The 19,060-nt window shown below is 62.4% G+C and carries 17 protein-coding genes; 8 read left to right on the forward strand and 9 right to left on the reverse strand.

From position 1 onward, the window contains the following. Positions 1-15: 15 nt before the first annotated feature. The 3 genes from thrS to QB898_RS00280 form a co-directional block, all read right to left on the reverse strand. Positions 16-1,932, reverse strand: a complete 1,917-nt coding sequence (gene thrS, locus QB898_RS00270; RefSeq protein ID WP_279523326.1) for a threonine--tRNA ligase — start codon at positions 1,930-1,932, stop codon at positions 16-18. 460 nt (positions 1,933-2,392) lie between these two features. Then, entirely contained in the window at positions 2,393-3,265 is an 873-nt protein-coding gene (locus tag QB898_RS00275) for an energy transducer TonB (protein ID WP_279523327.1), read from the reverse strand. 55 nt (positions 3,266-3,320) lie between these two features. Further along, positions 3,321-5,444, reverse strand: a complete 2,124-nt coding sequence (locus QB898_RS00280) for a ribonuclease catalytic domain-containing protein (protein ID WP_279523328.1) — start codon at positions 5,442-5,444, stop codon at positions 3,321-3,323. Positions 5,445-5,843: 399 nt separating this feature from the next. On the opposite strand from QB898_RS00280, the gene QB898_RS00285 reads away from it, so the two are divergent. The 3 genes from QB898_RS00285 to phbB all read left to right on the forward strand — a co-directional run bounded on the left by QB898_RS00285 (position 5,844) and on the right by phbB (position 10,466). Then, positions 5,844-7,361: an NAD(P)H-hydrate dehydratase gene (locus QB898_RS00285; RefSeq protein WP_279523329.1), complete on the forward strand. Its 1,518-nt coding sequence runs from the start codon at positions 5,844-5,846 to the stop codon at positions 7,359-7,361. A gap of 455 nt (positions 7,362-7,816) precedes the next feature. Continuing rightward, entirely contained in the window at positions 7,817-9,583 is a 1,767-nt protein-coding gene (gene phaC, locus QB898_RS00290) for a class I poly(R)-hydroxyalkanoic acid synthase (protein WP_428982705.1), read from the forward strand. Positions 9,584-9,728: 145 nt separating this feature from the next. Continuing rightward, entirely contained in the window at positions 9,729-10,466 is a 738-nt protein-coding gene (phbB, locus tag QB898_RS00295; RefSeq protein ID WP_279523330.1) for an acetoacetyl-CoA reductase, read from the forward strand. 90 nt (positions 10,467-10,556) lie between these two features. Here the strand turns inward: phbB and QB898_RS00300 are convergent, their stop codons facing one another. After that, the gene (locus tag QB898_RS00300; RefSeq protein WP_050715906.1) at positions 10,557-10,844 is read right to left on the reverse strand and encodes a c-type cytochrome; all 288 of its coding nucleotides are present in this window, start codon (positions 10,842-10,844) and stop codon (positions 10,557-10,559) included. A 134-nt stretch (positions 10,845-10,978) separates the two neighbouring features. Here QB898_RS00300 and QB898_RS00305 point away from each other — a divergent pair, with 134 nt between their 5' ends. From QB898_RS00305 to QB898_RS00315, 3 genes are all read left to right on the forward strand, one after another. Next, complete coding sequence (locus QB898_RS00305) at positions 10,979-11,224, forward strand: TIGR04438 family Trp-rich protein (protein WP_279523331.1); 246 nt, start codon at positions 10,979-10,981, stop codon at positions 11,222-11,224. Positions 11,225-11,475: 251 nt separating this feature from the next. Beyond that, positions 11,476-12,702, forward strand: coding sequence for a multidrug effflux MFS transporter (locus tag QB898_RS00310; RefSeq protein WP_279523332.1), 1,227 nt, complete (start codon positions 11,476-11,478; stop codon positions 12,700-12,702). 98 nt (positions 12,703-12,800) lie between these two features. Next, positions 12,801-13,019: a hypothetical protein gene (locus tag QB898_RS00315; RefSeq protein ID WP_279523333.1), complete on the forward strand. Its 219-nt coding sequence runs from the start codon at positions 12,801-12,803 to the stop codon at positions 13,017-13,019. A gap of 7 nt (positions 13,020-13,026) precedes the next feature. Here QB898_RS00315 and QB898_RS00320 read toward each other — a convergent pair whose 3' ends face one another. Continuing rightward, positions 13,027-13,176 (reverse strand): hypothetical protein, encoded by a 150-nt coding sequence (locus tag QB898_RS00320; RefSeq protein ID WP_279523334.1) that lies wholly within the window; start codon positions 13,174-13,176, stop codon positions 13,027-13,029. Between QB898_RS00320 and plsY the strand changes: the two genes are divergently transcribed. Both plsY and QB898_RS00330 read left to right on the forward strand, forming a co-directional pair. After that, positions 13,175-13,804, forward strand: a complete 630-nt coding sequence (gene plsY / locus QB898_RS00325; RefSeq protein ID WP_279523335.1) for a glycerol-3-phosphate 1-O-acyltransferase PlsY — start codon at positions 13,175-13,177, stop codon at positions 13,802-13,804. The genes QB898_RS00320 and plsY overlap by 2 nt on opposite strands. Then, positions 13,801-14,418, forward strand: a complete 618-nt coding sequence (locus QB898_RS00330) for a DUF1287 domain-containing protein (RefSeq protein WP_279523336.1) — start codon at positions 13,801-13,803, stop codon at positions 14,416-14,418. The genes plsY and QB898_RS00330 overlap by 4 nt, the downstream gene beginning before the upstream one ends. Positions 14,419-14,600: 182 nt before the next feature. On the opposite strand, the gene QB898_RS00335 is transcribed toward QB898_RS00330, so the two are convergent. From QB898_RS00335 to nirK, 4 genes are all read right to left on the reverse strand, one after another. Continuing rightward, positions 14,601-15,803, reverse strand: coding sequence for a YncE family protein (locus QB898_RS00335; protein ID WP_279523337.1), 1,203 nt, complete (start codon positions 15,801-15,803; stop codon positions 14,601-14,603). A 141-nt stretch (positions 15,804-15,944) separates the two neighbouring features. Continuing rightward, on the reverse strand, positions 15,945-16,448 hold the full coding sequence (locus tag QB898_RS00340) for a copper chaperone PCu(A)C (protein ID WP_279523338.1): 504 nt from the start codon (positions 16,446-16,448) through the stop codon (positions 15,945-15,947). Between the two features lie 87 nt (positions 16,449-16,535). Continuing rightward, entirely contained in the window at positions 16,536-17,618 is a 1,083-nt protein-coding gene (locus QB898_RS00345) for an SCO family protein (protein ID WP_279523339.1), read from the reverse strand. A gap of 187 nt (positions 17,619-17,805) precedes the next feature. Beyond that, a complete protein-coding gene (gene nirK, locus QB898_RS00350; RefSeq protein WP_279523340.1) occupies positions 17,806-18,954 on the reverse strand; it encodes a copper-containing nitrite reductase in 1,149 nt (382 codons plus the stop codon). Between the last annotated feature and the right edge of the window lie 106 nt (positions 18,955-19,060).

Below are 19,060 nucleotides of genomic sequence, written 5' to 3' on the forward strand. Positions count from 1 at the left end.
GCAGCGCGCAGGCATTCAGCTTTTTGCTGCAATGTCCTGCAATACGCGGCTGGCAAAAGCTTGCAGCGGCATGACGCCCAGATCGGCATTGCCCCTGCCGCGCACCGCCACGGTTTTGGCCTCTTTTTCCTTGTCGCCGACGACGAGGATAAAGGGCGGTTTTTGCAGCGAATGCTCGCGTATTTTATAGGTGATTTTTTCGTTGCGGAGATCGGTTTGTACCCGAATACCGCGCTCACGCAACGCGGCGGCCACATATTCCACGTAATCGGCTTGCGCGTCGGTAATGCCGGTGACGACCACTTGCACTGGCGCCAGCCAGACGGGCATGGCGCCTGCGTGCTGTTCAATGAGAATGCCGATGAAACGCTCCAGACTGCCCACAATGGCGCGATGCAGCATGATGGGGCGGTGGCGCGCGCCGTCTTCGCCCACATATTCGGCGTCCAGCCGCTCCGGCAGGTTGGGATCGACCTGAATCGTGCCGCATTGCCATTCGCGGCCAATGGCGTCTTTGAGTGTGTATTCGATTTTCGGGCCGTAAAAAGCGCCTTCGCCAGGCAGATAAGTGAATTCGCAGCCTGAGGCGCGCAGTCCTTCGGCTAGCGCGTTTTCAGCCTTGTCCCAGCTTTCGTCGCTGCCGATGCGTTTTTCGGGGCGGGTGGAGAGCTTGTAGATGATGTGGTCGAAACCAAAATCTTTGTAAACCTTTTGCAGCAGCGTGGTGAAGGCCGTGACTTCAGATTGAATCTGGTCTTCGGAGCAGAAAATGTGCCCGTCATCCTGCGTGAAAGCGCGCACGCGCATGATGCCGTGCAGGCCGCCGGAAGGCTCGTTGCGGTGGCAAGCGCCGAATTCGCCGTAGCGCAGCGGCAAATCGCGGTAGCTTTTCACGCCCTGTTTGAAAATCAGGATGTGGCCGGGGCAGTTCATGGGCTTGAGCGCGTAGTCGCGCTTTTCGCTTTCGGTGGTGAACATGTTTTCCCGGTATTTGTCCCAGTGCCCTGTTTTTTCCCAGAGCGATTTGTCCAGGATTTGCGGGCCTTTGACTTCCTGATAGCCGTTTTCGCGGTAAACGCGGCGCATGTACTGCTCCACTTCCTGCCAGATGATCCAGCCTTTGGGGTGCCAGAACACGGTGCCGGGCGAGTGCTCGTCAATATGGAACAAATCCAGCTCGCGCCCCAGCCGGCGGTGGTCGCGCTTTTCGGCCTCTTCCATGCGCTTGATATAAGCGTCCAGGTCTTTTTTATCGGCCCAGGCCGTGCCGTAAATGCGCTGCAATTGTTCGTTTTTGGCATCGCCGCGCCAGTAGGCTCCTGCCAGTTTGGTTAATTTGAATGCCTTGAGAAAGCGGGTATTGGGCACGTGCGGGCCGCGGCACATGTCCACATATTCCTGATGAAAATACAGGCCCATTGCCTTTTCATTGGGCATGTCGTCAATCAGGCGCAATTTGTAATCTTCGCCACGTGACTGGAAAACGCGAATGACTTCCGCGCGCGGCGTCATTTTCTTGATCACGTCGTAATCCTGCGCAATCAGCTCTTTCATGCGCTTTTCAATGGCGGCCACGTCTTCCGGCGTGAATGGGCGTTCGTAGGCGATGTCGTAATAAAAGCCTTCTTCGATAACCGGGCCGATCACCATTTTGGCGGTGGGATAAAGCTGCTTGACGGCGTGGCCGACCAGGTGCGCGCAGGAGTGGCGGATGATGTCCACGCCGTCTTTGTCTTTGGGCGTGATGATTTGCAGGCGGGCGTCGTGGTCAATCACGTCGCAGGCGTCCACCAGTTTGCCGTCCACGCGGCCTGCCAGCGTGTTGCGGGCCAGGCCGGGGCCGATGGACTGGGCGACTTCAGCCACGGAGACGGGGCCGGGATATTCGCGTTGCGAGCCGTCGGGAAGGGTGATGCGGACGGGGTGGGTCATGAGCGTTCTCTTTTCTTTCGGGCAATAAAAAAGCGCGGCAGCAGGCCCGCGCTTTTGGGTTCCGGCAAGTGATTCAGGCGCGCGCGAACCGGCGTTTCTCGCGGCCCGTGCATGCAAGGGCCGCGCAGATGGCGTGCGGGCGGGTTCGCGGTGTCATAACCAGATGTGCCTTTCCCGTTCCTTGTTGAATGTGGGGAGCCAAGCGGGCTTGAAAGCAGCGGATTCTAAAACCGCCGCATAGCGAAACGCTATAGCCGCCTCGCGGCAGGCGGCGGCATGAGCGGGGAGTTGGCCGGCTGTTTGCTATTAGAAAAAAAGCAGATTGAAAGCATGAAAAAAACGTTGAGGTCCTAGTGAAACTTGAAGAGTTTGCTATTAATAGATGAGCTATCTTTCTGCCGCTGCCCGGATCGATGAGGCTGGGAAGACAGACTGCTCGCAAACCAGCCATGCCAGGCCGTCAATTGCCCAGCAGCTGTGTTTGCAGGCGTTCGTCGCGCGTGAAGCGAAAGCGCGAGACCATGATGAGCTGGTCGGCGCGGTTGCGCATGGCCAGGCCGAAGGACTCGAAGGGGCCGGAAGATTGGGCGATGGCTTCGGCCAGGCGGTCGAGGTGGCGGCTGCCGGAAGACTCGACGACTTCGGTGTCGAACACGCGGCCATCGTGGTTCACGGTGATCATCATGGTCAGCTCGCCGTAGAGCTTGCGGCCATTGATTTCGGGAAAGTTGCTGGTGCCGCGCGCCTCGATCTTGCGGCGCACGGTGTCGTAATAAAGGGCGTACATCTCCTCGCGCGTGGCGGGGCTGATGAAGCGCTTTTTGGGGCGGGAGTTTTCTTCTTTCACCGCGCGTTCGATTTCGGCCAGCATTTGCGACAGGTGCTTGCGGCGCTCTTCCTGCTCGATCACGTCGGGGTCGTTTTTGGGCTTGTCGGGCGAAGGCTTGGGCAGCGCGGCCACTTGTTTTCGCAGCTGGTCGAGCAGGCGGTTTTGCTGCTCGCGCATGGATTCGATCTGGCGCTGGGCTTCTTCGGTGGCGGCGTCGCCCAGCATGGCCTGCAAGGCAGGGGGCAGGGGGGTGGTGGCGCGCACGTCGGGCAGGGGGCTGTCGCCGCCGCCAGCCAGGTTGGCCTGGGCAATGGCCTGGGCCTTGGCGGGCGCTTCGTCGCCACGGGCATTGACGAGGATGACCTCCAGCGGCAAATCCTCGAACACGCGCCGGAAGCCTTCAGGATTGACGAAGCGGATGGTGAGCAGGCTGGCATGGATGAGCACCGAGACGATCAGCGCCCATTGCAGCGTGGAGAGGGATTTGAGACGGTCGAGATTCACGGGGCGGGATTATCCATTTGTTACCGGCGGCCGCCGCGCTGCTTTCCGGCCTTTTTCAGCCTGCCGCAGCCACGCCCGGGGCTTGTTCGCCATCGCCATCGGCCAGATCGACGGCAATGGCGATGGGGCCGGCGCCGGCTTCTTCGGCCTCGTCTTCGGCTTCCGGCGGGGCGCTGGCAGGCGATGCGCTGAGCACTTCGGTCACGCTGCCGCTGACGTCCAGCGCGATGTCGTCAATGTGGCCGAGCTTCACACGCACGAGCGAGCCGCGCGCCATGCCGCCGGTGCCCATCACGGTCAGGGTCAGCGGCAGTTCTTCGGCGCGCACCAGCCACGCGCCGCCAGCTTGCTCGCGCAGGGCGCTGGCGGTGAGGTGGGTGATGGCGTTCTGGCGCAGGTATTGCAGCGTCCAGAAGCGCTCCATGGCGGCCTGGTTTTGTGCGTAGGCGGTGTAGGCGGCGTCAAAGGCGCTGATGATGGCAAACAGCTGCGCGTCTTTGGGTTTGAAAGGCGCGGCCAGCGCGGCGGTGGCGCCGTGGCGCGCGCAGGCGATGAGCTGCCACTGGTTCACCAGATCGACATAGCGGCGCAGCGGCGAGGTGCTCCACGCATAGCTGGGCACGCCGATGCCCGCGTGCGGCAGGGCCTTGACGCCCATGCGCACCTTGATGCCGGGCGCCAGGCTGGCCTGGCTGCGGTAGATGGCGGGCACGCCCAGGCTGGCCAGCCACTGGCCCCAGGTGCTGTTGGCCAGGATCATGGCTTCGGCCACGATCAAGTCCAGCGGCGCGCCGCGCTGGCGCTGGGTGATGCGCACGCGCTCGCTGCCGGTGGGCAGGGCAGGGGCGGCTTCGCTGTCCGCGCTGTCTGCTCCTTGCGCGCTTTCCAGCGCAAAGCTGTAGTCGGGGCGGCTGAAGTTTTCGGGCTTGCCGCGCACGGCTTCGCGCTGGGCTTTCAGGTGCAGCGCCAGGCGGTAGAGGAAGGCCAGCGTCTGGCGCGGTATGGGCAGCCCGGGCGGCTGTTCGTCCTGTGGTTCGTCTTGTTTTTGGGCGGGAGCAGTGAGCCATTCTTCGGTGATCAGGCCGTCCAGCCGGTCATGCCGCAAATTGGCGGCCACGGCCACGCGCTCCAGCCGGGTTTCGTGGCGCTGGATTTCCAGCGTGGCTTCGTCCAGCGTGACGTAGAGCGACACTGCCGGGCTGGCCTGGCCCGCGTCCAGCGTGCAGGCGGCGACCACGCTGTCGGGCAGCATGGTGATTTTGTTGCCGGGCATGTAAACGGTGGACAGGCGCGTGTGCGCCACGCCGTCCAGCACGTCGCCGGGCGCAATGGCCAGCGCCGGCGCGGCAATGTGGATGCCCAGCGTGACTTGCCCGCTGCCCAGTCCTTCGACGGAGAGCGCGTCGTCAATTTCGGTGGTTTGCGAGTCGTCAATGGAATACGCCTGCACGCCAGCCAGCGGCAAGTCATCTGCGGGCGCCAGCGCAGCGGCCAGCGCCTGCGGCGGAAACTGCGTGCCTTTGGGAAAGTGCTCGAACAAAAAGCGCTGCCAGTGAAACTGGTAGGCCGAGGCGATGGCGCCCGCGTTCTTCAGCAGCTCCAGCGGGGCCAGTTGCGTGGCGCGCGCCGCTTCCACCACGGCCTTGTATTCGGGCGCGTTTTTGTCGGGCTTGAACAAGATTTTGTAGAGCTGCGCTTCGATTTCCGCCGGACAGCGCCCGGCCGCCAGCTCGGCCGCCCAGGCGCTCACTTGCGCGGCAATCTGCTTTTTCTTTTCGATGGCCGCCAGCGCCTGCGCAACGATGTCGGCGGCGGCCTTGCGAAAACGCCCCTTGCCCGCGCGGCGAAAGTAGTGCGGCGCGCCATGCAGCGCCATCAGCATGGCCGCCTGCTCTGCCGCGCCGGGCGCGCCGCCAAAGTAATCGGCCGCCAGCGCGGCAAAGCCGAATTCGTCTTCCGGCGCGAATTCCCAGGCCAGCGGCAGCTCCACTTGCGCCGCCATTTCGCCCGCCTGCGCCAGCAAATCAGCGGGCGCGGGTTTGTCAAAACGCAAAAGCTGATTGGCCGCCTTGACTTTCACCCGCTTGCCCGAGTCCAGCTCCACCTGCGCCGATGCCTCGGCCTCCGAAAGAATGCGGCCCGCAAGAAATTTGCCCGCTTCGTCAAACAAAAGATTCATGGGCGCGGATTGTCACATCGAGCCTTGCCAGGATGCAGGCGCGCCCGCCCAAGAAGCCGCGCCCGGCGCCGTCGGCTTTTGCGTCTGCGCTCCGGGCTTTTTTCGCTGCATCCGGAGTTTGTTCAGGGCCTGGCTGCAAGAGGCAAAAGTGCGAAATCGTGATGGGCCGCAAGGCGCAAACCGCTGGCGGGTCTTGCCGCCCAATTGCAGCCCGGCGAGGAGGATGTGCAAGGCCCACGGGCGTCCGAGTTCGCACTTTTCGCACCCACGGACGGATTTTGAACAGGCTCTTAGAGCAGACTGGGTTAGCCGCTGCCGCTTTTGAAGCGCAGGAATGAGCGCCTTCGCTTCTTGGCGTTGCCAGAATCAGGCTTTCGCAGCCTTTGAACCGGAGATTTCATGTTCCGCATCACCCGCCAGACTCCTTTGCCGCTTCACAGCGTGGCTGCTACGCGCCGGATGGAGCATGCGGCCATGCAGGTCCTTGCGGCGCACACGCTCATGCAGCGCGCGGGGCTGGCTGCCGCGCGGCTGGCGCTGGCGCTGGCGCCTCATGCGCGCGTGATCTGGCTGGCCTGCGGCCCTGGCAACAACGGCGGCGACGGGCTGGAAGCCGCCATGCATCTGCACGCCTGGGGCATGCGCCCGGTGGTGAGCTGGCTGGGCGAAGAAGAGCGCTTGCCGCCCGATGCGCGCTGCTCGCTGCAGCGCGCGCGCGCCGCTGGCGTGCTCTTTACGGATGAGCCGCCTGCCGGGCTGAGCGCGCAAGACTTGTGCGTGGACGCGCTGCTGGGCATAGGCGCTACCCGCCCGCCCGAAGGGCGCATGGCCGGCTGGCTGGCGCACATGCATGCCAGCGCCGCCCGCGTGCTGGCGCTGGATGTGCCCACAGGTCTCAACGCCGACACCGGCCACATGGCCCAGCCCTTGCCTGCGCCACGGGCCGAGCGCCACACGCTCACGCTGCTCACGGCCAAGCCGGGGCTTTTCACCGCGCATGGGCGCGATGCCTGCGGCACGGTGTGGTTTGACGACTTGGGCGCGCCCGCCGCCCTGCCCGCTGGCGAGCCGCCTGCCGCCTGGCTGGGCGCCCAGCCTGCCGCGCCGGTGCCGCCCGCCGCCTGCCGCCCTCATGCCAGCCACAAGGGCTGTTTTGGCGATGTGGCCGTGATTGGCGGCGAGTGCAGCGCCGCGCGCGGCACGGCCATGACGGGCGCGGCCTGGCTGGCTGCCAGCGCCGCTTTGCACGCGGGCGCGGGGCGCGTGTATGTCTGCCCGCTGGCTGACGCAGGCGAGCCGGCGCCTGCCGCCTGGGCGGCGCTGCCGGAGCCGGAGCTGATGCTGCGCCGCTTTTCGGCGCTGGAGCTGCGCGCCATCACCGCCGTGTGCGGCTGTGGCGGCGGCCAGGCCGTGCAAGCCGTGCTGCCGGCGGTGCTGCGCGCCTGCCCGCGCCTGGTGCTGGATGCCGATGCGATCAATGCCCTGGCGGCCAGCACGGCTTTGCAGGCCGCCGTGCGCCAGCGCAGCGCCGAAGGCCATGCGACTGTGCTCACCCCGCACCCGCTGGAGGCTGCGCGTTTGCTTGGCAGCAGCGCCAGCGCCGTGCAGCAAGACCGGCTGGCCGCCGCACGCACGCTGGCCGCGCGGCTGGATGCCGTCGTTGTTCTCAAAGGCTCCGGCACCGTCATCGCCGCGCCTGGGCAGCCGCCGTGCATCAACCCCACCGGCAATGCCCGCCTGGCCACGCCCGGCACTGGCGATGTGCTGGCCGGCCTGATTGGCGCCCGCCTGGCCGCAGGCGCACACCCCTGGCCTGCCGCCTGCCAGGCCGCCTGGCAGCATGGCGCGCTGGCTGATGACTGGCCCGCCCTTCAGTCCCTGACGGCAGGCGAACTGGCCCGCCGCCTGCGCCCTTGAGAGCCTGTTCAGAAAGCTGGCCCGCCGCCTGGCCGCAAGCGCAAAAAAACGGTTCGGAATGGCAAGCCGCAGGCGGCGGGGGTGCGGCGTTTTCCGTCTTTATTTCGCTCCTCTATCCATAGCAATACGTCCTAGTGGGGATTGCGCCAAGCGGTATTTGGCCCCACTATTTTTGCTCCTGTTATTGATGCTGCCTGGCAGGCAGCGGGCCGCCCGCTCCGGGCTTGCGGCGCGCTTCGGGACTTGGCTGCGGGCAGGCCTTGAAAGCGCCGCAACAAAGCGCCGCCCGCCCTCTGCGGCGATGGAGAGGAAACTGCATGGCCGCTGCTTGCACGCATTGATTTCCGTCAATCTGGCGCGTCTTTGCATGAAGGGTTTTATCCCATAGCCGAAGCGCGCGTTCCCGCTTACATTGGCCTTGCTGTAGACCGCACTTTTGACAAGGAGGTAATTGCATGGCTCAGCCTTCGAACCCTTTTGCGTCTTTTGGCGCGTGGCCCTGGATGGGACAGACGCAGCCGTTCGCGCCCATTTTCAAAATGCCCTGGCAAAGCGACTGGATGGGCGACTGGGCCAGAGCCATGCAGTCATTGCAGCAGGGCGACGCGCCCAATCCGCTGCCGCCCGCCATGCCGGTGCTGCGCTTTGCGCCGGAAAAACTGCGCGAGTTGCAGGACGAGTACATGAAGGAAGCCACGGCGCTGTGGAACCGCAGCCTGCAAGCGCCGCCTGAAATCAAGGACCGCCGCTTCAAGGGCGAAGCTTGGAAGCAGAACCCGGTGGCGGCCTGGACGGCGGCGCTGTACCTGCTCAACGCCCGCACGCTGATGGCGCTGGCCGACGCCGCCGAGGGCGACGCCAAATCCAAGGCGCGCCTGCGTTTTGCCACCGAGCAGTGGATTGCGGCGGCCGCGCCGAGCAACTTTCTGGCCTTCAATGCCGAAGCGCAGCAAAAGGCGCTGCAAACGCAAGGGCAAAGCCTGGCGCAGGGCCTGGCGAACATGGTGCGCGACATTCAGCAAGGCCATATGTCGATGACCGACGAGAGCCAGTTTGAAGTGGGCCGCAACGTGGCCACGACCGAGGGCGCCGTGGTGTTTGAAAACGAGCTGTTCCAGCTGCTCGAATACAAACCGCTGACGGAAAAAGTGCATGAAAAGCCGCTGCTCATCGTGCCGCCGTGCATCAACAAGTACTACATCCTGGACTTGCAGCCCGACAACTCCTTCGTGCGCTACGCCGTGGCGCAAGGAAACCGCACTTTCGTGGTGAGCTGGCGCAACGCCGACGAATCGCTGGCGCAAAAAACGTGGGACGACTACATCGAGCAGGCCGTCATCACCGCCATCGAGCAGGTGCGCGACATCACGGGCGCGGAACAAATCAACGCGCTGGGCTTTTGCGTGGGCGGCACGCTGCTGACCACGGCGCTGGCGGTGCTGACGGCGCGGCACGCCAAGGCCAAGGGCCGCAAGAGCGCCTTCCCCGTGGCCAGCGTCACGCTGCTGACCACGCTGGTGGACTTTGGCGACACGGGCGTGCTGGATGTGTTCATCGACGAGCCTTCCGTGCAGTTCCGCGAATTGCAGATGGGCAAGGGCGGCCTGCTCAAGGGCAAGGAACTGGCCAGCACTTTCAGCTTTTTGCGGCCCAACGATCTGGTCTGGAATTACGTGGTGGGCAACTACCTCAAGGGCGAAACGCCGCCCCCGTTTGACCTGCTGTACTGGAACAGCGACTCCACGAACCTGCCCGGCCCCTTCTACGCCTGGTATCTGCGCAACACCTATCTGGAAAACAACCTCGTCAAGCCCGGCAAGCTCACCGTGTGCGGCGAAAAAATCGACTTGCGCAAGCTGCACGTGCCGTTTTACGTGTATGGATCGCGCGAAGACCACATCGTGCCCATCGGCGGCGCTTACGCCAGCGCGCAGGCGCTGCCCGGCGAGCGGCGTTTCGTGATGGGCGCTTCCGGCCACATCGCCGGCGTGATCAACCCGCCCCAGGCCAACAAGCGCAACTACTGGCTGCGCGAAGACGGCCAGTTGCCAGCCGACGTGGACCAATGGCTGGAAGGCGCTACCGAACACCCCGGCAGCTGGTGGCCCGACTGGTCTGCATGGCTGGCCGCCCACGCTGGCAAGCAGGTGCCCGCGCCTGCCAGCTATGGCCGCAAGCCCATTGAACCGGCTCCGGGGCGCTACGTGAAAGTCAAGGCCTGAATCGGGACGCCTGCCGGCCGCCTCGCATGGGGTTTTTCATTTCATGCAAGGCGGCCTGGCGGGCGGGCAGGCCGTCGTCGGCTGTCAGCGCCAGTGGAGTGGACGCTGACCAGCCATTTTTTTCAAAGCAAAGGAGGACCTCCACATGAACCAGAAAGTTGCCTACGTGACAGGCGGCATGGGCGGCATCGGCACCGCCATCTGCCAGCAACTGCACCGCCAAGGCTTCAAAGTCGTCGCAGGCTGCGGCTTGACGCGCGACTACAAGAAGTGGCTGGACGAGCAAGCCGCGCAGGGCTTCTCCTTTTACGCCAGCGTGGCAGACGTGGCTGACTGGCAATCCACCGTAGATGCCTTCGCACGCGTCAAAGAAGAGCATGGCGGCGTGGACGTGCTGGTGAACAACGCCGGCATCACGCGCGACCGCATGTTCATGAAAATGACGCGGGAGGAATGGGACGCCGTCATCAACACCAACCTCTCGGGCGTGTTCAACGTGACCAAGCAGGTGGTTCCCGACATGGTGGCCAAAGGCTGGGGCCGCATCATCCAGATCAGCTCCGTGAACGGCAGGAAAGGCCAGGCCGGGCAGACCAACTACTCGGCCGCCAAGGCGGGCATGCACGGCTTTGCCATGGCGCTGGCGCAGGAGCTGGCGGGCAAGGGCGTGACGGTCAACAGCGTCAGCCCCGGCTACGTTGGCACCGACATGGTCAATGCCATCCGGCCTGATGTGCTTGAAAAAATCGTGGCGGCCATCCCCGTCAAACGCCTGGGCACGCCGCACGAAATCGCCTCCATCGTCGGCTGGCTGGCCGGTGAAGACTCGGGCTTTACCACCGGCGCCAATTTCTCGTGCAACGGCGGCCTGCACATGGAATAAGGGCGCGGCCCTCCATCCCTGAGCACCCATGAAAAAAGCCCGCTTGATGCGGGCTTTCTTATGGCTCACGCGGCAAACGGGCCGCCTGGCTCATTTCAGCGACAACACCCATGCGGCCAGTTGCTGCGCCTCTTCATCCGACACCCGGTTGGGCGGCATGGGAATGGCACCCCATTTGCCCTTGCTGCCATTTTTGATGCTGTCAGCCAGTTTGCCAGCATCTCCGCCCTTGGCGGCGATGTCCTTGAAGCTAGGCCCCACCATTTTCTTTTCTACCGAATGGCAGGCCAGGCAGTTCTTGGCCTTCGCCATGCCCTCGTCGGCCACAGCCGGGCCGGCAGCTGCCACGCAGGCCAGTGCAAGCAGAAGGTGTTTCATGGTCTGTGTTCCTCTTGTCATGGGAGAAGTTAAGCTACGCCTCAACAACGCGGCTTGCCTGCGCACGGTTGACAGCACGCTTGGCAGCCAGTTTGCCGGGTTGTGAAAACAAACATTTCGACAGAGGAATAGCAATGTATCTGGTGGGTCTGGGCGTCATTTTCATGCTGCTGAAATATTTTGAGGTGTCTCCCGTGGCCGAATGGTCGTGGTGGTGGGTGCTCTCCCCCTTTGCGGGCGCCTTTGTCTGGTGGAACTGGGCCGATGCCACAGGCTACACCAAGCGCAAGGCCATGGAACGTGAAGAGCGCGAACGCATGGAGCGCAGAGACCGCCAGATGGAAGCCATTGGGCAAAAGCCCCGCAGCCGCAGACGCTAGCCGCCTGTTCACAATTTGGCCGCAAGGGGCGAAAGTGCGGCTCAGGCGGCGGGCGCGCAGCGTTATTTTGCTCCTTTGTCAATAGCAATACGTCCTAGTGCAGAGTGCGCGAGAGCCACTTTTTGCCACCTTTATTTAGCTCCTCTTTTCGATACGTCACTGCGCTTGCCAGAGCGTCTGCCGCAGCATCTGCCGGCCCGTCCCGCGCCTTGCCTGCCTGTCAAGGCGCTTCTCGCTTCGTCACGCTTTTCATGAACGCCACTGAACCCCAATCTGCCTGGCAAGGCCCCCGCTGGGCGCTTGCCATTTTGCTGGCCATTCTGGGCATGCTGGGTCCCTTTTCCATCGACACCTACATCCCTGCTTTTGATGCCATCGCCCAGGCCACCGCTGCCAGCCCCACGCAAATGCAGCAAACCCTCTCGGCCTATCTGTTCGGCTTCGCGTTCATGAACCTCTTTCACGGCGCGCTTTCCGACAGCCTGGGCCGCCGCCCCGTCGTGCTTGGCGGCTTGGTCGTCTTCACCCTCGCATCCATCGGCTGTGCCCTGGCGCCCAATGTGGAGCAGCTCATCGTCTGCCGCGCCCTGCAAGGCTTTTCCACTGGCGCGGGCATCGTGGTCTCGCGCGCCGTCGTGCGCGACATCTTCCGCCCTGCCGAAGCGCAGCGCGTCATGAGCCAGATCACCATCTTCTTTGGCGTCGCGCCCGCTGTCGCTCCCATGATCGGCGGCGCGCTCTCGCACGCCTGGGGCTGGCACGCTGTTTTCTGGTTTCTTGCCGCTATTGGCGCGGCGCTGTGGCTGATCAACTTCCGTCTGCTGCCCGAGTCGTTGCCGCTGGCGCAGCGCCAGCCTTTTCGCGCAGGCGATCTCTTGCGCGGCTACGCCCAGCTTGCAGGCAATGGGCGTTTCACGCTGCTGACGCTGGCCTCCGGCGTGCCTTTCAACGGCATGTTTCTCTACATCCTGGCGGCGCCGGCCTTTCTGGGGCGCATTCTGGGGCTGGAACCCACACAGTTTTTCTGGTTCTTCTTTTTCAGCATTGGCGGCATCATGGGCGGCTCCTGGCTTTCCGGGCAGAAGGCCGGGCGCGTGCCGCCCCGCCGCCAAATCCGCGATGGCTTTGTCATCATGACCGCCATCTCGCTCATCAACCTGGCTGCCAGCGCCTTGCTGCCGCCCAGCGCATGGTGGGCTTTTGTGCCCATTGCCATTTTTTCCTTTGGCTGGGCGCTCATGACGCCCGCTGTCACCTTGCTGGCGCTGGATGTCGTTCCTTCCCGCCGGGGCATGGCCTCTTCTTTGCAGGCTGCCGCCAGCTCCGCCGTCAATGGGCTGGTGGCAGGCGTTGTCGCGCCGCTGGTCATGCACTCGGCCATGACCCTGGCGCTGGCCTCTTTTTCCTTCCTCCTCGTTGGCTTGGCCGCGTGGCAGCTCTTGCGCTGGCGCTGGCCTGAAACGGGCCGCGTCAGCTAGCAGCGCTGCGGACCCGTCCGCAGCCTGCTCATGGGTGTGTCTTCGTAGGCGCAAAGCCGGGTCGCAAATATGGCGCAGGGCCGTTTATGGTTTGCGCCTTGCTCCCTCCCATTACCGCCAGGCAATTGGATCGTCAAAAACAGCGCCGCTCATTTGGCGTGACGAAAAAGAAGGTTTCAGGCCATCGTGAAATGGATCGCCATTTCAATCGGGAACGGATGGGTCGATCGCCTCAAAAAGTTGAATATCAATCCCTGGCAATTTATCAATACTCCGCTTCCAGAGTGGAACGGCGTGATCTTTTCCGCCGGTTCTGAAAATGGTTCAGACGCTAGACCGGGTGAAATAAGCATTTGAAAAATCCACCTGTTTCCAAGCAGAACGCATATCGGCGCGCATGACATTTGCCTTTGAAACGGCCTCTACAATGCCCGGCCGCTTTTCGCAGGTTTTGAAGAAGGAGACATCTGCCATGAATGAAACCGCCTGGCCCTTGCTGGCTATTGCCGTGGGGGCTTATTTGCTGGGGTCGCTCAGCTTTGCCGTCATCGTCAGCCGCGCAATGGGACTGGCGGACCCGCGCAGCTATGGCAGCGGCAATCCGGGGGCGACAAACGTGCTGCGCTCCGGTTCCAAAAAAGCGGCGGCAGCCACGTTGCTGCTGGATGCTTTCAAGGGCTGGCTGCCTGTGGCGTTGCTGGGGTGGTTTGGCGCGGGCTTGCCGCCTGCTGCTGCAGCCGTGGCGGGGTTGGCGGCGTTTCTGGGGCATCTGTATCCGGTGTTTTTCGGCTTCAAAGGCGGCAAGGGGGTGGCGACGGCTGCGGGAGTGATTCTGGGCTGGCAGCCGCTGCTGGGCCTGGCGGTGGTGATGGTCTGGGTGAGCGTGGCGCTGGTTTCGCGCTATTCCTCGCTGGCGGCGCTGACGGCTGCCGTGCTGGCGCCCGCCCTGTATCTGGCGGGCAATGGCTGGCTGTGGCAAGCCAACGCGGCGGTGTTGATGGCGCTGTCGCTGATGGGGCTGCTGCTGCTGTGGCGGCACCGCGAAAACATGCGCCGCCTGCTGGCGGGCACGGAATCGAAGATCGGGAGCAAGAAGAAATGAATGCCCACCGCCGCGCCGCGCTGGCGGTGCTGGCAAGCTGCGCCGTAGCTTTGGCAGGCCCGGCGCTGGCAGCAGGCAGCGCGGAAACGGCGGCCCCTGCGCACGCCCTGAAGCTGGTGCGTGCCGCCCGCGCGCAAATTGGCGTGACCACGCGCTACGACGGCGCCTACCGCCGCATCCTCTACCCGATGGGCGATGTGCCTGCGCAAGCGGGCGTGTGCACGGATGTGGTGGTGCGCGCCTGGCGCGCACAGGGCGTGGATTTGCAGCAGCTCGTGCACGAAGACATGCGCCGCGCCTGGCCTGCCTATCCGAAGCTGTGGGGGCTGAAGCGCCCCGATACGAACATTGACCACCGGCGCGTGCCCAATCTGGCCGTGTTTTTCCGGCGGCGGGGCCAGTCGCTGCCCGCCAGCCGCCAGCCTGGGGATTACCGGCCCGGCGACATGGTGACCTGGATGCTGCCAGGCAACCTGCCGCATATCGGCATCATTTCCGACCGTAAAAGCGCCAGCGGCACGCCGCTGGTCATTCATAACGTGGGCGCAGGCACGCAGGAAGAAGATGCGCTGCTGCGCTGGCTGGTGACGGGGCATTACCGCTACCGGCCATGAGCCGGGCGCCCGTCCTGGAAAACAGGAAAGAAAAGCGGCGGAAAACGGAGCGCGCGCCCCTGAAAAAGGAGCAAATTTAAAGGGGCAAAAAACGGGCCTTGCGCCCGTTTCACTAGGACCTGATGCTATGAATAAAAGAGCGAAAACAGGCGTTTTCTCTCGTCTGTTTTCGCCTGCCGCGTTCAGTAGCAAATGCTGTTGTTGCTGCTCATGCGGATGATGTTGGCCATGGACACGCCGGGCGTGAGAATGGGCTTGAGCCGCTCGCGCGTGCGGATGTCGTAGGGAATGATCTGCGGATAGCCCTCGTCGATGGTGATGAGCGCGGTTTTGCTGTCGCCCGTGACCCAGACGTTGGTGACTTCGGCCACGAAGCGGAAGACTTTGCGGTCTGCCGGGTCTTTGAGGGACTGGAACATGATGCCCTTGTCGCCAGCGAGCACCCAGGTGCTTTCCAGCCAGCCGCTGCGAATGAAGCGGGGCGAAAAATCCACAGTGAAGCGTTCAGGCTTGTCGCTGCCGCTTTCGAGGTCAAAGTGGGCCATCTGGCCTTCTTTGTTGCCGAAAATGACATTCTTGGTATAGAAGTCGATATACGGCATGAGCATGGGCTTGTAGGTGTTTGTGGCGGTGCGCATGGAGCCGGTGCTCAGCAGCTTGTCGCTTTCGGGAAAGTAGATCAGCCCTTCGTTGCCGTCTTCCGTGGTCATGGTGAGCAAATAGTCTTCGGGGCTGGAAATGCCCACGTCAAAACCACGGCTGGTTTTGATGCGGCCAGAGAAATCAATCTCATCCCACTTGGAGTCGGCGCTGTCTTTTCCGTATTTATGGAAAATGCGCGGCTTTTCTTCATCCAGCACCCAGAATGATTGGCTGAAGGAGCTGAACAACAGGAAATAGAAGGAATCCAGGACGGTTTTGCGGTTGGGCGAATCAAACTTGCGGTTAAATACCTTGAGCGTGAATTCGTCGTAGTCAATCATGCCCACGCAGTCGCGCATGCCAAGAGCTACCAGCTTGGATTGCGGCACGAAAAAGATCTGGTAAACCGGCGCGGGCAGTTTCATGCGCGTGGTTTCGCGCGTTTTCAGGTTGAAAAAGCAAATTTGCGTGGCCTCGGGCGATGCAACAGCCATCATGGCGTCGTCGCGCGCCATTTCAAAAACGTGTGGGCGAATGCCGAAATCCAGCGATTCAACGTGCTTGCCTGAAACGAGGTCAATCACGCTGATGAAGTTGCTCATCTTGTCGGCAACAAAAACATAACGCGTGGGTTCATAAAGCGATGGGGCCGCAGGAGCGGCTGGCGTGGCGCTGGCCCATGCGCCTGCATGCGCCAGGGCCATGCTGCTGGCTGCCGAGAGAACGAAATCGCGTCTTTTCATGGGGCTTTCTCCTGCAAAAAAATGGCGGCATTGCAGCCGCCATTGCTTAAATGCTGATTCGTCTCAGAACCTGTGCCAAGTCCGTTCGTGTGTGTGAAAAACGCGGACCCGGGCGGTCTGCGAACAGGTTTTCAAGAACGATCAGTGCTTGCCATGACCGCCGCCGTGGGCGTCATTGGCGCTGTTGGGGTCGATGCCGGCGTCCTTCATCACGTCTTGCACCGACTTGACCACGGCTTCGCAAGAAGCCTTGGTGTTATCGCTGAAATAAAGCGTCATGGTGTGCTTGCTGCCGATTTTGGGCTTTTTCGCCACGTCAAACAGCATGACGTGATCGCCGCCTTTTTTGAACACGCGCTCGCCAGCGTTGATCTTGACGTCGGTCATTTGCGTCATGGTCATAACGCCATCTTTCATGACCATGCTGTGCAATTCAATGCGCTGGGAAACGCTGGGCACTTCGGCCTTGACCACGTCCACGGCCGGGCCGGTGTGGACGATGCGCGCGAACGCGCCCGTCATGTCTTTGCCGGGCAGCACTTCCTGAATGGCGCAGTCTTTCAGCTCGGTGTGTGAGGCGTCTGCGGCTTGCGCTTGCACGGCCAGCAGGGCGGCGGCCACAGCGACGGCGTATTTGATTTTCATTGGATGCTCCTTTCAGTGGTGAGTTGAAAAAAAACGGAGATTGCCAGAGACAACGGATTCACCAATCGCCCCCGGCCGGTGCTGTGTTTATTGGCTTGCAGCGGCGCATTTGGCGTATTCGGCCAGTGCGTCGGTCTTGTCAATCATGCCGCTCTTGGCTGCGGCCATCTTGCCGTTCACAAACAGGCTGGTGAAGGGCAGGCCGGGCGCGCCCAGGCGCTGAAGCACGTCGCTGCCTTGGGTGCGGGTTTGCGGCAGGTTTTTCAGGCCCATCTTGGCAAACAGGGTGGCGATGTCAGGCTCTTTGTCGCCCAGATTCAGGGTTTGCACCTTCATGTCTTTCTGGCTGGCGGCCAGTTTGTCAAGCAGGGGCAATTCCGTGCGGCAGGGCGCGCACCACAGCGCCCAGAGATTGAGGAGAACGACTTTGTCTGCCGGCGCGTCAGCCATCACGTCTTTCAGCGCCACGGCTTGCTTGGCGGCCTCGAAACCGGCGGGCAGGGCGCAGGCCGCTTTGCCGTTTGCGACGGCGGGCGCGGCTGTCTGCGGCGCGTCCTGTTTGTCGCTTTCAGGCGCGGCGGCTTTGGGAGCGGGGCCGCCTTTGCCATCGCCCAGCACCTTGTCCAGCGCCTCGGTCAGGCCTTTGGCGCCAATCTGGTAGTCAAACACGTCCATCAGCTTGCGGTCGGGGCCGATGAGGTAGATCAGGGCGCTGTGATAGACGGTGTAGCTCATGCCTGGCTTGGGCTGGTCTACTTTCTTGCCGTCCATGCGGTAACCAAAGGTGGCGCCCAGCTGATCCGCCAGAGCCTGAATGTTTTTCATCTCGCCCGTCAGGCCGACGATGCGCTCGTCAAAAAAGCGGGTGTAGGTGTTGAGGCGCTCGACATCGTCACTCACCGGATCAATGGTGACGAAGATGGGCTGGATGGCATCCGGGTTTTTGAGGGCCTTCATGACCAGGCCATATTCATACAGCGTGGTCGGGCAGATGTCCGGACAGGAGGTGTAGCCAATGGCCAAAAGCAGGTATTTGCCCGGGTAGCTCTTTTGCGTGACAGGCCCGTTTGCGTCCCGGAGATCAAACGTGATGTCGCGCGCCTGGGCGGCGCCGGCCCACAGTCCGAATATGCAAAGGCAAACTGCCATCCACTTCCTGAGCATGTTCATCACTGTGTCTCCTTGCCTGAATGACTGCTGGCCAAACAGCCGTGAAATTTCTGGTTTCCGGTTGCCTGAAGAAACAACCCGCCCCGGAAAAAGCGGGCTGCTGGAAAGGAACTGTTTTTGGCGGAGCCGCCAGACTCCGCCCTGGCAGATGGCCGCAATATAGCTTGCGGCCATCCGTCATGCCGCCTTATTCCTTGTAGGCGCGCGGAGCAACGAGCTGCTCCATCAGGTTGTTGTCCCACTTGCCATCAACCTTCACGTGAGCCAGGGCGCCCAAGTTCACGGATTCGATCAGGTTGTGGTTCAGGTACACATACACGCCAGGCTGGCGGAAGGTGTACATGGCCGCGCCGGTGGAGCCGGCTGCAATGGCCCAAGTTTCCAGGTTTTGAGCGGGTGGATCAGCCAGATTGCCGCGTTCCCACACATAGTCGCCGTGACCGCCGATCAGGTGAGGATACGAAAAGCGGTTGGCCTGCGAGTGGTAGAACATGACGGTTTCGCCCACTTTGGCGGTCATGGCCTTTTCGCCCGTGTAGGCGTATTTGCGGTCGCCAAACACAATATGGCTGGGAATCAGCTTGTCCATGACTTCCTTGTCTTCGGCCATGGATTCGGCAGCGGTGGCAAAGCGCTTGAAATTGCCTTTTTCATCCCTGGGCAGGTAGAAGTCCTGCTCGCCAATGTAATAGGCCTTGTCGTACGTGATGGATTTGCCGTTCTTGTCTTTCAAACCGCCTTTGGGCAGCACAGTAAGAGCGCCATTCATACCATGCACCACGTGCCAGGGAATCATGGGGCCGCCGGGAGCACAGTGATACACGAAGGTGCCGGGCTTGGAGGCCTTCCAGCGCACCACCACTTCCTGGCCGGGCTGCACGTGGGTCAGCTCGCCAGCGCCCAGAGCGCCGGTGGAAGCGTGGAAGTCAATGTTGTGAACCAGCTGGTTCTTGGCCATGTTCTTGAGCGTCAGCTCAACATAGTCGCCTTCGTGCACGATGATCATCGGGCCGGGCACGGTGCCATTGAAAGCAAAAGCCCACATGAACACGCCAGGCTCGACTTCAATTTCTTTTTCCTCAATCGTCATTTCCACCTGCACCACGCGCGGCGCGGCGGGCGATTTGAGGGAGTGTTCAGGCACGTTCGGCGGAGCGACCAGCGTTTGCTTGACGCGCTGGAGCTTGTCGATGCTGGGAGAAGCCTTGATGACTTCATAGCCAGGCAGGCCGCCTGTGGTGGACACAACGGGATCAGCGGCAAAGGCGGACGTGCCCATCAGGCATGCGCCAATGGCCGAGCAAAGCAGTGATTTGCGGATGGTGGTTGCTTTCATGGTCAAAGACCCTCTCTTTCGTTGCAAAAACCGCTGTTTAGCAAGTGGCCAGACCCCCGCCAGCCACCCAAAAACATTGGTGGAAGAATGGTAATCAAAGCCGTGG

Origin of the sequence: Ottowia cancrivicina (assembly GCF_029813755.1) — a bacterium.
Taxonomy (GTDB): Bacteria; Pseudomonadota; Gammaproteobacteria; order Burkholderiales; family Burkholderiaceae_C; genus Ottowia; species Ottowia massiliensis.